General features: G+C 35.2%; 11 protein-coding genes. All 11 read right to left on the reverse strand.

The annotated features are described in order from the left end of the window. Positions 1–130: 130 nt before the first annotated feature. Positions 131–1,567, reverse strand: a complete 1,437-nt coding sequence (locus tag H3S88_RS05270; RefSeq protein ID WP_198227876.1) for a hypothetical protein — start codon at positions 1,565–1,567, stop codon at positions 131–133. Next, positions 1,567–1,827 (reverse strand): PAAR domain-containing protein, encoded by a 261-nt coding sequence (locus H3S88_RS05275; protein ID WP_198227874.1) that lies wholly within the window; start codon positions 1,825–1,827, stop codon positions 1,567–1,569. The genes H3S88_RS05270 and H3S88_RS05275 overlap by 1 nt, the downstream gene beginning before the upstream one ends. Positions 1,828–2,008: 181 nt before the next feature. Further along, positions 2,009–2,923: a hypothetical protein gene (locus tag H3S88_RS05280; protein ID WP_198227872.1), complete on the reverse strand. Its 915-nt coding sequence runs from the start codon at positions 2,921–2,923 to the stop codon at positions 2,009–2,011. Then, positions 2,904–3,707, reverse strand: coding sequence for a hypothetical protein (locus H3S88_RS05285; protein WP_198231912.1), 804 nt, complete (start codon positions 3,705–3,707; stop codon positions 2,904–2,906). The genes H3S88_RS05280 and H3S88_RS05285 overlap by 20 nt, the downstream gene beginning before the upstream one ends. Before the next feature lie 127 nt (positions 3,708–3,834). After that, on the reverse strand, positions 3,835–4,752 hold the full coding sequence (locus H3S88_RS05290; RefSeq protein ID WP_198227867.1) for a hypothetical protein: 918 nt from the start codon (positions 4,750–4,752) through the stop codon (positions 3,835–3,837). Then, positions 4,733–5,536, reverse strand: coding sequence for a hypothetical protein (locus H3S88_RS05295; RefSeq protein WP_198231914.1), 804 nt, complete (start codon positions 5,534–5,536; stop codon positions 4,733–4,735). Before H3S88_RS05295 ends, H3S88_RS05290 begins: the two co-directional genes overlap by 20 nt. 131 nt (positions 5,537–5,667) lie before the next feature. Next, positions 5,668–6,585, reverse strand: coding sequence for a hypothetical protein (locus tag H3S88_RS05300; RefSeq protein ID WP_198227863.1), 918 nt, complete (start codon positions 6,583–6,585; stop codon positions 5,668–5,670). Further along, a complete protein-coding gene (locus H3S88_RS05305) occupies positions 6,566–7,366 on the reverse strand; it encodes a hypothetical protein (protein WP_198227861.1) in 801 nt (266 codons plus the stop codon). Before H3S88_RS05305 ends, H3S88_RS05300 begins: the two co-directional genes overlap by 20 nt. Next, positions 7,356–10,013, reverse strand: coding sequence for a DUF3274 domain-containing protein (locus H3S88_RS05310; protein WP_198227859.1), 2,658 nt, complete (start codon positions 10,011–10,013; stop codon positions 7,356–7,358). Before H3S88_RS05310 ends, H3S88_RS05305 begins: the two co-directional genes overlap by 11 nt. A 3-nt stretch (positions 10,014–10,016) precedes the next feature. Then, complete coding sequence (locus tag H3S88_RS05315) at positions 10,017–12,539, reverse strand: type VI secretion system Vgr family protein (RefSeq protein WP_198227857.1); 2,523 nt, start codon at positions 12,537–12,539, stop codon at positions 10,017–10,019. Between the two features lie 571 nt (positions 12,540–13,110). Next, on the reverse strand, positions 13,111–14,130 hold the full coding sequence (locus H3S88_RS05320; RefSeq protein WP_025315173.1) for an amidohydrolase family protein: 1,020 nt from the start codon (positions 14,128–14,130) through the stop codon (positions 13,111–13,113). Between the last annotated feature and the right edge of the window lie 234 nt (positions 14,131–14,364).

The following is a 14,364-nucleotide window of genomic DNA, read 5'->3' on the forward strand; positions in this document are numbered from 1 at the left end:
AAGTGATTAAATAAAATTATAAAAACAATGATTATCTTTTTTTCATGAAGGTTTTATATTTAAATTAATTTGGGTGATAGGAAGAATAGGAGCGGTGGAACTCGCTCCTATATAAATAGGATATTCTAAATTAAATACTATTTGATATTTTATCTTGTTCTTCAAACCACATTTCAATGAAATCATCTTCTTTTGAAGATCTTTGATAAAGGGTACCGACAATAATTGCCCCGATAATAAAAAGTCCCGCAATAAAAGAAAAAACGCCTATTTGCATCAAAAATTCTGAATCTGTTTCTTCAAGTGAAAATATTATTGTTAAACAGATGCAAAACAAGAGTAATAAGCAACTTAAACAAGTTATGGTTGGATAGTAACCTTTTATGTTATCTTCTTTTGTCGGTGTATATGCCGTTTCATCGGATAATTGCATAATATTAATTGAATCTTTATTTTGCGTAGCAATGATTTGCCCTTTTTGCTCTTTAACTATACCATCTGCAGCGAGTGACAATGCAAGCCATGCATGACTATAATCTAACTTACCTAAATTTATCTCCAATTGATAAAATTTATTTGGTTCAAGTTTTATTCCGCTATTTGGATCAAATAATGTAGCTTTAAAACTGTGTAAAGCTGGAGATGGTAAATAGAGTGTCCATGCTTGGTTAATCTTTTCTCTTTGTACTTGTTTAGAATCCAAAAAGTACTCTAGATCTTTATTGAAATTAGTTAAATTTGTATTAAGGGAGCGGAATAAATTTATTTTCAAAGGAGATTGATTTAGTATTTCTTCATCATTTGAAAACAATAGTGCACAACAATATTCTGTTACCTGTAATTGAGTTTCAGTATCAAATAATAGATTAATTAATAGAATATTTTGTATCGAATTATCATCAATCCAATCATTAATCTTATCTATAGAAGGTATTATGTTGGAAAAAGTAATATTAGATTGATGAATATTTAGCTCATTGAGTTGACTATAAGTCATTAATACATTTTTTATAACTTCCATGTCTTGATTAGTGTTTAAAAGAATTGTCACACTTGGAAGAATGTTTAATTTAGATTTCATTGGTAATAAAATCTTATCAAACAAATGTAATAATGGACAACTGTCATTTTCTCTTATAATTGAAATGGGTATTACTTTATCTGGATTTATTGGAGAGTGCCCCTCAATTTTCATTATTTTTAAAGAGACATTATCAATTCCTGTAATATAATGGTAATCAATCAAATTAATTGAATTTTGGCACCAACTTTGCCAATTTATACGCATGTTTTTTAGATAGTTATTAAATATTAACGCATCAACTTTTTCATAAAAAAAGAAGCTGTATAAAAAACCTATCATAGACAAACCAAATAATATTGGCATAATAATAAAAAAAATGAAGATAAGATTAAATTGTGAGAACACAGCATCGTTATCATTCTGAACAATAACAATAAAAATGATATAAAATAAAAAACTAATCACAAAAATCAAAAAATACCCCCATTTTGAAAAATTCTTGGGTATTGTTTTTTCTTCAATATTTGGTAATTGCCATTTCATTAGTTGCATCCCACTTGTGTTAATGTTGATATTAATACACAGCCACATGCGGCATGACATCCTTCAACAACAACTTGGCGTTCATGCATTAACCAAGTAGGATGCCCTTCAATAATCGGATTTATACCATGCCCTTTTTTCGGGCAAGATACACTGTCTCCCACTAAAGCAACAGGTATACCATCAAAATCAGCTCCAGATGCACTAATAACATTTCCACCATGCGAATGTGGATCACCTAACCGTATTACACCCTTCATAAATAAATTCCTTATTTATAGTTTATTTACTTTTTCTGCACCAATTTCACAATGAATTTTGTCCCAACCTTGATAGGGTTCAGGTTTAATATTATCTGCGCCAGTTATCCGCTCTATTCTTGCCAATACATCAACAATGGTTAACCTGACACTTTTATCGGCTTATTTGTTAATATTAGAATTATTTTTCTGCCCCAATTTCACAACGAATTTTGTCCCAACCTTGATAGGGTTCAAGTTTAATATTACGCGCGTCAGTTATGCGCTCTATATAAGCGGGTTTATAATAAATTTCCCAATATCGCCCCAATAGTTGGACTTCTTTCAGGTGTTCACCTTTAAGGTATAAATCAATATTTTTTTTTGTGTTTACAACACCACTTAATGAATGAAAAGTTTGTTGAGGATATTTAAACATTTGCCAAAATACAGTATCCCCAAACAGTACATCATTTTTTAGAATAAAATAGCCTGTATTACCAGAAACGGTAACAGTATTAATAAAGCTTTCCATAGTCGATTTTTTAACATCATTAAATTGCAGGGTTAATGGTTTATCATCTACCCCAATAAAACGCTCGACTTGCTCACTTGGGTTAGCTGCAAAATCGGTCACCTCGCCAACATAAAAAGTTTTACCGCCGTCAATTGAAAACGGTATTGCTGACATATCGTCGGTTGGAATGCCAATATAGTCCTTACCTGGGTTGTAATAGTTAAATTTTGGTAACCTATCATGAGTAAAAAAGATTTTATCGATACGCGTATGAATATTTTTGGCCTGATCGTGGTACCAAATTAATCCTTCACAGTTTTCACCTTGTAGCTCTAAATAACGATCTGCATCATAACGGTAAATAACCTGACGTTTTTCACTTAAATAATAAAACGAAGCTGTATAGTTGGGATTACTTGTTTTAATAATTTCTGGATAAATAATTTCATAACCTTGCCTTGGCTCTGGCATTGAAATATCCAGTCCCGTTGTTTCTTCATATGTTTCCGGTAAATTGGAACCAAAGTTAATGATAAATGCCCATAAACCACCAGGAATGACAATGCAACAGATTAACAATTTAATTAGTTTCTTTTTCATGCTTTACCTCGTCTGTTACGCCTAATAGATGGCGTATTTGGACCTGTAATTTAATAAGTGGCGCATAACGGTTATAGACGGTTATCGGTTGTTTTAAGCTAGGATCACACTGCCATCGCTGCCAACCAGTATAATTGGCAGGCATGATTGGTATAGTTTGAGGTTGATCCGTCCAACGATACCCTTTATATTGTCTGAGACCTGCTAAATATTCCTCGTGAGCGGGCGATAATATCGCAAATCCCGAACCGATAGGCTTAGGCGAACGGTAAATACCTCGATTTTTATCTTTTAAGAAAAATTGATTATTCATAACCATAATGTTTTCTATAGTATTATAAGTAGGTTGATAACTTCCCATACCCTCATACGTCTCAATATGAATGGTACGAAAAGAACGTCCGCCGTCTTGGGAAACATCTATAGCAGAATAATCACTTAAAGGTACAAAGATATAATCTTCAGGCATATGGGCAAAAGGCTCGGTTAAAACCTTTGCCGAGTGCCGAGCTAATTCGTAATAGATCTGCTTTTGATCATCAACATAGTACATTCGCCCTTGGCAACCATAGCCAGTAAGTTGAATAAATCGATGCTCATCAAAACGGAACACAACTTGGGTAGGGGCTGTATATTTAACTTTATCTTCACCCGGTAAAGGGATGATTGCCAAAAAACAGACCAAAAAAACGCTGTAACTTAACCAACAAAAAAGATGCCAACGTTTAAAAAAACAAAGTAGAAATAATGATAAACTCAGTAGTAAATAACTTATAATCAACAACTAATATTCCTTCTATAGCAAATGACGCAATATTGCCATTTTGTTGCATTCCAATACAGCTAATCTAGCTATTACATCGACAATGGTTAACCTGACACTTTTATCGGCTTGTGTGTCAATATTAGAATTATTTTTCTGCCCCAACTTCACATCGAATTTTGTCCCAACCTTGATAGGGTTCAAGTTTAATATTACGTGCGCCAGTTATGCGCTCTATATAAGCAGGTTTATAATAAATTTCCCAATATGAGCCAAATTGTTGAATCTCTGACATATTTTTACCTTTAAGGTATAAATTGATATTTGTTTGGGTGTCTATAACACCACTTAATGAATGAAAAGTCTGTTGAGGGTATTTAAACATTTGCAAAAAGACAGTATCGCCAAAAAGTACATCATTTTTTAGAATAAAATAGCCTGTGTTACCAGAAATAGTAATTTTATTTTTAAAATAACCTAAACCTTTTTTAATATCTGAATCTGAAAACTCAAGAGTAAGCGGGCTATCATCTACCCCAATAAAACGCTCCACTTGCTCACTGGGTTTAGCCGCAAAGCTGGTAACATCGGCAACATAAAAAGTTTTACCGCCATCAATTGAAAACGGTATTGCTGACATATCATCAGTTGGAATGCCGATATAGTCCTTACCCGGGTTGTAATAGTTAAATTTTGGTAACCTATCGCGAGTAAAAAAGACTTTGTCAATACGTGTATGAATATTTTTGGCCTGATCGTGGTACCAAATTAATCCTTCACAGTTTTCACCTTGCAACTCTAAATAACGATCTGCATCATAACGGTAAATAACCTGACGTTTTTCACTTAAATAATAAAACGAAGCTGTATAGTTGGGATTACTTGTTTTAATAACTTCTGGATAAATAATTTCATAACCTTCTCTTGGCTCAGGCATTGGAATATCCAGTCCTGTTGTTTCTTCATATCTTTCCGGTAAATTTGAACCAAAGTTAATGATAAAAGCCCATAAACCGCCAGGAATGACAATGCAATAGATCAACAATTTAATTAGTCTCTTTTTCATGCTTTACCTCGTCTGTGACGCCTAATAGATGGCGTAATTGGGCTTGTAATTTAATAAGTGGCGCATAACGGTTATAGACGGTTATCGATTGTTTTAAGCTAGGATCACACTGCCATCGCTGCCAACCAGGATAATTAGCAGGCATGATTGGCATAGTTTGAGGTTGATCTGTCCAACGATACCCCTTATATTGTCTGTGACCCTCTAAATATTTCTCGTTAGTCGCCGACAATACCGTAAATGCCGAACCGATAGGTTTGGGTGAACGGTAAATACCTCGATTTTTATCTTTTAAGAAAAATTGATTATTCATAACCACAATGTTTTCTATAGTATTATAAGTAGGTTGATAACTTCCCATACCCTCATACGTCTCAATATGAATGGTACGAAAAGAACGTCCGCCGTCTTGGGAAACATCTATAGCAGAATAATCACTTAAAGGTACAAAGATATAATCTTCAGGCATATGGGCAAAAGGCTCGGTTAAAACCTTTGCCGAGTGCCGAGCTAATTCGTAATAGATCTGCTTTTGATCATCAACATAGTACATTCGCCCTTGGCAACCATAGCCAGTAAGTTGAATAAATCGGTGCTCATCAAAACGAAACACAACTTGGGTAGGGGCTGTATATTTTACTTTATCTTCACCTGGTAAAGGGATGATTGCCAAAAAACAGATCAAAAAAACGCTGTAACTTAGCCAACAAAAAAGATGCCAACGTTTAAAAAAACAAAATAGAAATAATACTAAACTCAGTAGTAAATAACTTATAATCAACAATTAATATTCCTTCTATAGCAAATGACGCAATATTGTCATTTTGTTGCATTCCATCCAATACGGTTTATCTTGCCAATACATCAACAATGGTTAACCTGACACTTTTATCGGCTTATTTGTTAATATTAGAATTATTTTTCTGCCCCAATTTCACAACGAATTTTGTCCCAACCTTGATAGGGTTCAAGTTTAATATTACGCGCGCCAGTTATTCGTTCTATATAAGCCGGTTTATAATAAATTTCCCAGTATGAACCAAATTGTTGGATTTCTGACATGTTTTTACCTTTAAGATATAAATTAATATCTGCTTTAGTATCGATACCATTTAATGAATGGTAAAATTGTCTAGGGTTTAACTCAATCCGTTCATAAAATACTGTTTCTCCAAACAGTAAATCGTTTTTCAGGATAAAATAGCCTGTATTGCCAGAAATAGTAATTTTATTTTTAAAATAACCTAACCCTTTTTTAATGTCTGAATCTGAAAACTCAAGAGTAAGTGGACTATCATCAACACCAATAAAACGCTCAACTTGCTCACTGGGTTTCGCCGCAAAGCTGGTCACCTTGCCAACATAAAAAGTTTTACCGCCATCAATTGAAAACGGTATTGCTGACATATCATCGGTTGGAATGCCAATATAGTCCTTACCCGGGTTGTAATAGTTAAATTTTGGTAACCTATCGTGAGTAAAAAAGACTTTGTCGATACGCGTATGAATATTTTTGACCTGATCGTGGTACCAAATTAATCCTTCACAGTTTTCACCTTGTAGCTCTAAATAACGATCTGCATCATAACGATAGATAACCTGACGTTTTTCACTTAAATAGTAAAACGAGGCTGTATCGTGGAGGTCATTAGTCCGAATCGCATCAGGGTAAATAATTTCGTAACCTTCTCTTGGTTCAGGCATTGGAATATCCAGTCCCGTTGTTCCTTCATATCTTTCCGGTAAATTGGAACCAAAGTTAATGATAAAAGCCCATAAACCACCAGGAATGACAATGCAACAGATCAACAGTTTAATTAGTTTCTTTTTCATGCTTTGCCTCCTCTGTGACGCCTAATAGATGGCGTAATTGGGTTTGTAATTTAATAAGCGGCGCATAACGGTTATAGACGGTTATCGGTTGTTTTAAGCTAGGATCACACTGCCATCGCTGCCAACCAGTATAATTGGCAGGCATGATTGGCATAGTTTGAGGTTGATCCGTCCAACGATACCCCTTATATTGTCTGAGACCTGCTAAATATTCCTCGTGAGCGGGCGATAATATCGCAAATCCCGAACCGATAGGCTTAGGCGAACGGTAAATACCTCGATTTTTATCTTTTAAGAAAAATTGATTATTCCTAACCACAATGTTTTCTACCGTATTATAATCTGGGCGATAATGACCCGTAAGATCCGTTGTTGGAAGATGTATAGAGCTGAATGAACGCCCGCCATCCTGGGAAAAATCTATGTCAGAATAGTCAGTACTTGGAATGAAAATATAATCTTCAGGCATATGAGCAAAGGGTTCAGTTAAAACTTTTGCAGAATGCCGAGCTAATTCGTAATAGATCTGCTTTTGGTCATCAACATAGTACATTCGCCCTTGGCAACCATAGCCAGTTAATTGGATAAATCGATGCTCATCAAAACGGAACACAACTTGGGTAGGGGCTGTATATTTAACTTTATCTTCGCCCGGTAAAGGGATGATTGCCAAAAAACAGACCAAAAAAACGCTGTAACTTAACCAACAAAAAAGATGCCAACGTTTAAAAAAACAAAATAGAAATAATGCTAAACTCAGTAGTAAATAACTAATCAACATCAGAAACTCCTTTTAAGTCAGGATCGGGAAACACCCATTGAGGTGGTTCAGTTAATTTTTGGTATTTCGGTTTTTTTAATTCTTCGTCTGTTCCTTGCTTTAATATCTTTTTATCTATAAATGGGTTACTATGGTAAAAATCATTCACTACCATATTATTATTTTTTGGTATATGTTTACTAGGGTAGTTCATGGCTTTTTTTAACTCATCAGGCAGTATACCTTTGTGAACATATTGAAAGGTTTCAGGATCGGTATTTTCAGGGTGGCGCCAGTCAGCCAGTACCCGCCAACTATTTAATAGTTTTTGATCTGTTGCGCTGATGTTTTCAACGGCTCCAATTGCTAAATCATAAGCCATGATTTTTGCAGGCGCTTCCAAACTGTTGGTTATGCCCGAATGATGAGAACTGGTATCCTTTTCATCGTCTACTTCTTTACCTATTTCGGACTCAATTTGTTTTTGTGGGTTACGGTAAATCACTAATATTTTATTTGCCTGCTTGACCATATAACTTGCGGACTCTATTCCTCTATCCCATTCAGGATGCTCGTCGAGCAATTTTTTTAATTGGAGTTCATCAGTGATGAAAGGCGATAAAATATCCTTTTCATCTATTTTTTTTTCAGGTATATAATCCGGTCGGTCAATGATTTCATAATTTAATTTTTTTTCTAAATCTTCAACAAATTGGTTATCACTATTATAAATATCATTATAGTGGATAGCTCTGCTTAACTTTGTTTTGCCACTTGGTTTGTCTACTGTGTAGATCATGGTTTCTGGAACGGGCTCACCATTAATCAATCGGGTGGTTAAAATATAAGGTGCAGTTGTTAAGTCACCTGTTGTTACTGAATTACATTCTCTCTCTGCTCTATACTTAAAAACCGATGGTGGTAAATTTGGATTTTTATTTGAATTTTCATTTATTTCATAATCTATACAATCTGACTCTAATTGACCAGAACTAGTCTTTTGATAAACAAGTTCCGGATAATCTCGTTTCATTTCTTCGTTAGAAGGTATATAATGCACATGAATTGATTGACCTTCATTCGCATAACAACCATGACTAAATAATCCATCACGCCCTTTGAATAAGGGTTCCTGTATTAATTTTGTTAACTGTTCTGAGAGTAACACAACCGGTATGTTTACCCCGTAATAGGTTTTAGCTCCACGACGTTGTTGATAATCTTTCACACTAATATAACTTGGGTAATCTTTTTCTTGTACTTCAATAAGAATAAGAGGAATGTTTACTTTTTTATTTTTAGGATCATTACCAACAATATGACCATGACTAAAAATTCGTTGTTTAAGATTTTGATGTTTACACTGTTTAAAAATATTATCGGGAATACCTTGCCAACCCATCCCTTGAACATTCCATAATGAGACCACATGATCATTGGGACTAAAGTATTGATATACTTTACCAAAGTTATCGCGATAAAACAGTTCTACATCATCGCCGAGCCTATCATACTGTTTTTTAGTTCCATCCGCTTGGGTATAAAGTTCATTATTGTCAATTGCAGTATTTATTACCCCTGTTTCTATCAAATCTTCAGGATTGAACTTTTTAAATCTCCTGTCAGTTTGGAAATTATGCATTTGGTTAACAAAATTAATAAATGTCTGCTCACGCCCGTATTGTGATTGGACCCCCATAGATAGATCTTTGGAAACTATTTCCGCATAGGTTGGCTCAAAAGCATAGGGTGAATGCGCTAATATCACGCAATCGGCAGGTAGAGGCTCGTTATTATCATTGGCTAAAATCAGGTTGGCTAACATGGTAATAATGGTGCCTTGACTGTGGGCAACGATATTAATTGGAATATCTTGCTCTTTGGTTTGTTCCCTAATGGTTTTGATTAAATTGGCTAATCGATGAGCAGCAAAAACATAATAGATACGATGTGGATTAGCATAGCTTCTTGCACCCTTTGGTGTAGCTACTACACCACCAAGACCTAACCAACCAGCCATTCCCGGACCATACATATCGGGTATACAAGTGGTTGCATTGGCGAAGGGCCCACCATTACGTCGATAAAGGTAATCGATCCAGTTACCAAATTTGTCGCAATTAAGTTTATTGACCTCTATATTTTCGGTTTTGAGATGGTAGTTACGATCAATCCAATAGCTATCGTAGGGTAATTCAGGATCTTTAACATTGCTATCCTGTAATCTTTTGTAATAGGCGATCTGTTCTTGTTTATAGGTCTCTTCGTCAACTGGTCTGTATCCCCAAGTGAATGGAATAATAGGTGAATAACTTTTATGTTTTACCGTTTTCGGTTTTAACGGCGGTTTTATTTGATCAACGTTTTCTTGCCATTCTGGCAACATCTGGATTCGTGGCGAAAAATCATCAGCACTTGTTTGCGCCCATCGCCACTTGTTAGGTTTTAAATCTTTACGCCCTAAGCGACGGTTTAAACCTTCGCAAATCATTTTATCTTGATTTTCAAACGCTTCTCCAACATCATTTACGCCATGAATTAATATTACAACACAGGGTAATGGGCGTGATGCTTCTATATTACTTGTTAACATGGCTCCCGATTCAGGGGGAAGTCCTGTAGTACTATCCGAGATATTGTTTCCTTTTAAGTTATCAAAATCAGGCATAACCTATTCCTTTTTTAATATTTCTATTTTTATTTGTTCTAATTCTGTCATTGGAATGATTTCTGTTTCTCCATTCTCATCGGTTATACCATCTTGTGTACTTCCGTCATTGAAGTGGATACGGTACGGTTGATTTTTTAGCACCTGTGAGGGTGAATCATTAAAGTGCAATTTGAATTTACGTGCAAGACTGCCTTTTTCAAATGAAGGTACCGCTTCTTTTATACTTTCAGGACCACTGTAAGATAAAACCGCCGTTTTTTGTAATATGCTGGTTGGTGCTATCATTTCGATAGTGCCATTTTTGATACGAATTCCACCACCACCACTAAGCAGTAGCAGTTCATTTTGGGCATTAATGGTAATTTTACCTGCACAGCTAGTGATAAACATATTTTTTTGGGCAGTTAACTCCATTTCATCGGATTGGGCTTGAATTTGAACTCGTCCTGAAGCAGCGATAAGTTTTATTCCTAACTTATGGGCAAAAAGAGATATCCTTTCACCTGCTGCCATAGAGAGCTTTTTAAAAATATTGATGCTGGCATTGTTACCTGCAGTAGCAATAATATTTTCATTGGCAGCATGTTGAATGCTTCTGGGCGAAATTTGTGTGATCCCTTGTTCACCATGAATAACAACAGTTGATTCCTGTAATTGATTACTGGCATCGAATAATGCTTGCTGTTCGGTTATTTCGGCTAGTTCAGCGCCACTTACTTTGCCGCAACCGATCAACGCTTGAGATATATCAAGAGATTTTTCAATCTGTTTGATGGTTCCTTTCATATCAAGCTGTTCACCAGTCGCTTTTTCTTGGCTTATGGTTGTAAGATAAACACCTTTACTGGCTCTAATTGCTCCAAACTCATCGGTCCTAAGTTCAAACCCTTCGCCACGTTGTTGTTTTTTATTATTTACTAAATGCCCAAGGTTAAGCTGAGTTTTACCGTATTCGGTGGCTAATTTGATGTGTTCTTGCTCACGCTTATCATCCATGCGCAGTTTATTATTGGCAGGTGTTCGAATTACATTACGGTGTTTGTTACTGGTCGAAACGTGATCAGGATTGCTGCTGTCATGCATTGCATGAGCAATATAAGGTCTATCTGGATTGCCCGAAGTAAAACCGATCGCCACTTCTGTGCCGTCTATAAGCGGGAAGTGGAACCCATAAGTATCACCCGCATAAGGTTTAGCGAGTCTAACCCATAAGCTTTCTTCACCTTTCTTCCATTCGGTTAAATCAAAATCGAATTTAACCCGATAACGACCTTGAGTATCAATGTAACCGTAGATATCATTATCTGGGCTGGTGACTCTAGCTGGCAAGGTTCCACTCACCTTTGGCCAAGCAATTGGAGCAGGGCGATAGGGTTTTAATTCTTCGAATGGAATAGCTGTAAAATGGGTTTTGTAAGATGAGCTTCGGTCTGCATAACTCTGTATTGATAGGATTATAATCCCTTTTTGAATATGGTTAATTGGACTTTCATCAACGGTAATTATTTGCCCTGGCATTAATTGATAATCATTACACTCACCACGGATAATGATTTTATCACAGATGTAATATTCATGACGGATTTGCGCATACCAATGGCCACTTTCTACTGTGTTTGGGCTACCTTTTTGCTTATAGTGTTCACCATAGCGGTAATCATTGCCATAAGTAGTGGTGTCCTTAATTTGGGTATTAACGTTAGATTTTAGATTACTCTCGGCGGCGCGATAATTATAATCATTAACCGATACTTGTTGTTGTTTGGTTTTACTTCTAAATTGTAAATTCCAAATACTGTTTTGTTGAACATCATTCATACCGCTAGGCGGTTTAAAAGGCAAGTGTCCTGTATTATCAAATCCTTGTTCGTAATCACTGATAACCATGACATCACAAGAGTGCTGTACATGTGTTTCAAAACGAAACCAAATCCCAATATCGGCTAAAATACGCTGAATAAAAACAAGGTCACTTTCTTGCCATTGAGTAATAAATTCACGAGCAGGATAGGCGTTTTTCAGTTCTAGGCGATATTCAATACCAGTAAATCCATGGGAACGTAAAACATCTTCTACAACAGCAATCACGCTTTTGTTTTGATAGATAGCACATCGATGTTCATTGGCTAGTAGTGCCAGGCGTGAATTTAATATGACTTGATAACGAGCTTCATCTTTACTTACTGATATCAAGCTAAATTCAGTAATAACACCATATATTGTCCTATTTTGTGCTGGAGAGGTTAGCGAACTGAGTTGAACAAGTTGTTTTATAGAATTTGGTGCATGAAAGGTAAGCGAGGCAGGTTGATTCAGTATTGAGTTAATGTCGATTTGTTTATTGGTACTGGTAAATGTTATTTCGTAATGCCAAGGTTCACTCAATGACTCTTGTCCGTTAATGGAGTAAATTGAGAGCATTGCGAGTTCATCAAGTTGATCAATTGACAAGCTATAGTGATTGAGTTGACTATCAGTTGCTAATGAAGCAATTCCATTTATTAAGGAGTTTATCCCATCCATTTTTGCCTCTTATACTTATCTTTGCTTTTTTACATCAAACTATGTGAATTTTTGTAAATAAGATACGTTAAAATAGATTATTGTCAATGAGTTAGTTTAATAGGTTTGATCATTTTTTACAATTAATGCGATTAATAAGTGATACGACTTAGTTTTTTTATTATCCAAGTTCTAAATCACAACTTTAAAGGAAAAAGCAACAGATCGCTTTAATGAAAAGATTCGAATAGTTTAATATATATCTTTATAATTTATTGAAATATTAAACTAGTTTTAAATGAGATTAATTATTGTGGTAATGCCCAATATTTAACCAAAACAAAAAATCGGTCAAATTAACATGGATTTTATAAAGTATGCTGAGATTTATACTCATTAATCTATCAAAAAAATGGACATAATCACGTATGTTTTACCAAGCGATTAATTGTGAAAAATAAAATCGTTTGATAATAAACATAATATGTTGATGCAAAGTTGAAAAAGAAGCTTTCTGAAATAAGATAATATCCAAAAAAAACTCACCATAATTTTATTATTTTTGGTGAGATTTTTATTTATTAAAGACGATTTATTTTTCTAGTCCTAATACCATTCGTCCATTTTTGGTTGCTACATTTACCACATTATCCAAATCGGTATAGCGGCAGCCGGTAACAAGTAGTTTAAGTTCTTCCCACATATTGCCCGTTGAAAATGGCAGCATATAATCACTAATATTATCGGTACCAATGGCAACGGGAATCCCGGCTGAGGCAAGTTCGTCAACAGGGGTGAGTGAGTTACGAGTAGGGCCTTGTTCTTCACGGCGTGGGCTATCAATCCAAGCAAATGGGCAAGCAATGACCATCATTTTTGCTTCTTTCATTTTTTGATAAAGTTTTTGACGATATTCCAAGCTGTGTGCTGTGATTGAAATACTGTGAATAGCAACGACACGACCATGCATACCATGCTCTAAAGTTTTATCGGTGAGTTGTTCGGTTTCGATTTCGTCTGATGAGTTAAATTGGTCAACATGAACATGAACCATTTTACCCAATGATTTACCCGTTTGCATTAACACATCAAGATGTTTTAATCCCATTCCTTTACCATGATCACGTTCATCTCGGCGAGGTAAGCCACCAATGATATCAACCAAATCAGCACCTTTATCAAACCAATAGCGAGCTTCTTTATCGATGACACCTTTAAGTGTTTGATTGACTAATTTAATGATAATGTCATCTTTGTATGTTTCACGAGCTCGAAGTGCGCCTCTAATAGCGCGTTCTTCAGCAATTGGGTCGATATCCACAAATGACCCCATTGCCGTTACACCTTGTTCAATCATACGCTCAACCGCCATACTAAAATGGCGATAGTAATCATCTTCACTCATTGATGCCTTAACTTTATCTAAAGTATCCCATTTTTCAATTAAGGTCTGTTTTTGGTACACATCAAAACTATCTACCGTTATGGTAAAAGCACGATCGGCATGCATATGTGAATTAACCCAACCGCCATTTTGCTTTATTTTATTCATCAAATATGCTTTTAAACTTTGATCTCGACTGGTTGATAACATTTTTTTATTATCGGTCATAATGTGCCTCTATAATTCAATTACTTTTGGGATTTAATAAAAATGGTGGATAAAAAAATCCTCCATGAAGGAGGATTAAAAAAATCAACAATTGTGGACGAAAATATTGTTGATTCAAATTTAACATATCAAGCTAACCTAGACTGGTGTATAAAACTATTGGAATTCTAACCAAATTGGGGTTAATAGCAAGCATAAAATTTTAAAAAATATCTAAATAAATGAAATAGTTAA

The sequence above is a fragment of the Gilliamella sp. B14448G11 genome (assembly GCF_016101765.1).
Lineage (GTDB): Bacteria > Pseudomonadota > Gammaproteobacteria > Enterobacterales > Orbaceae > Gilliamella > Gilliamella apicola_N.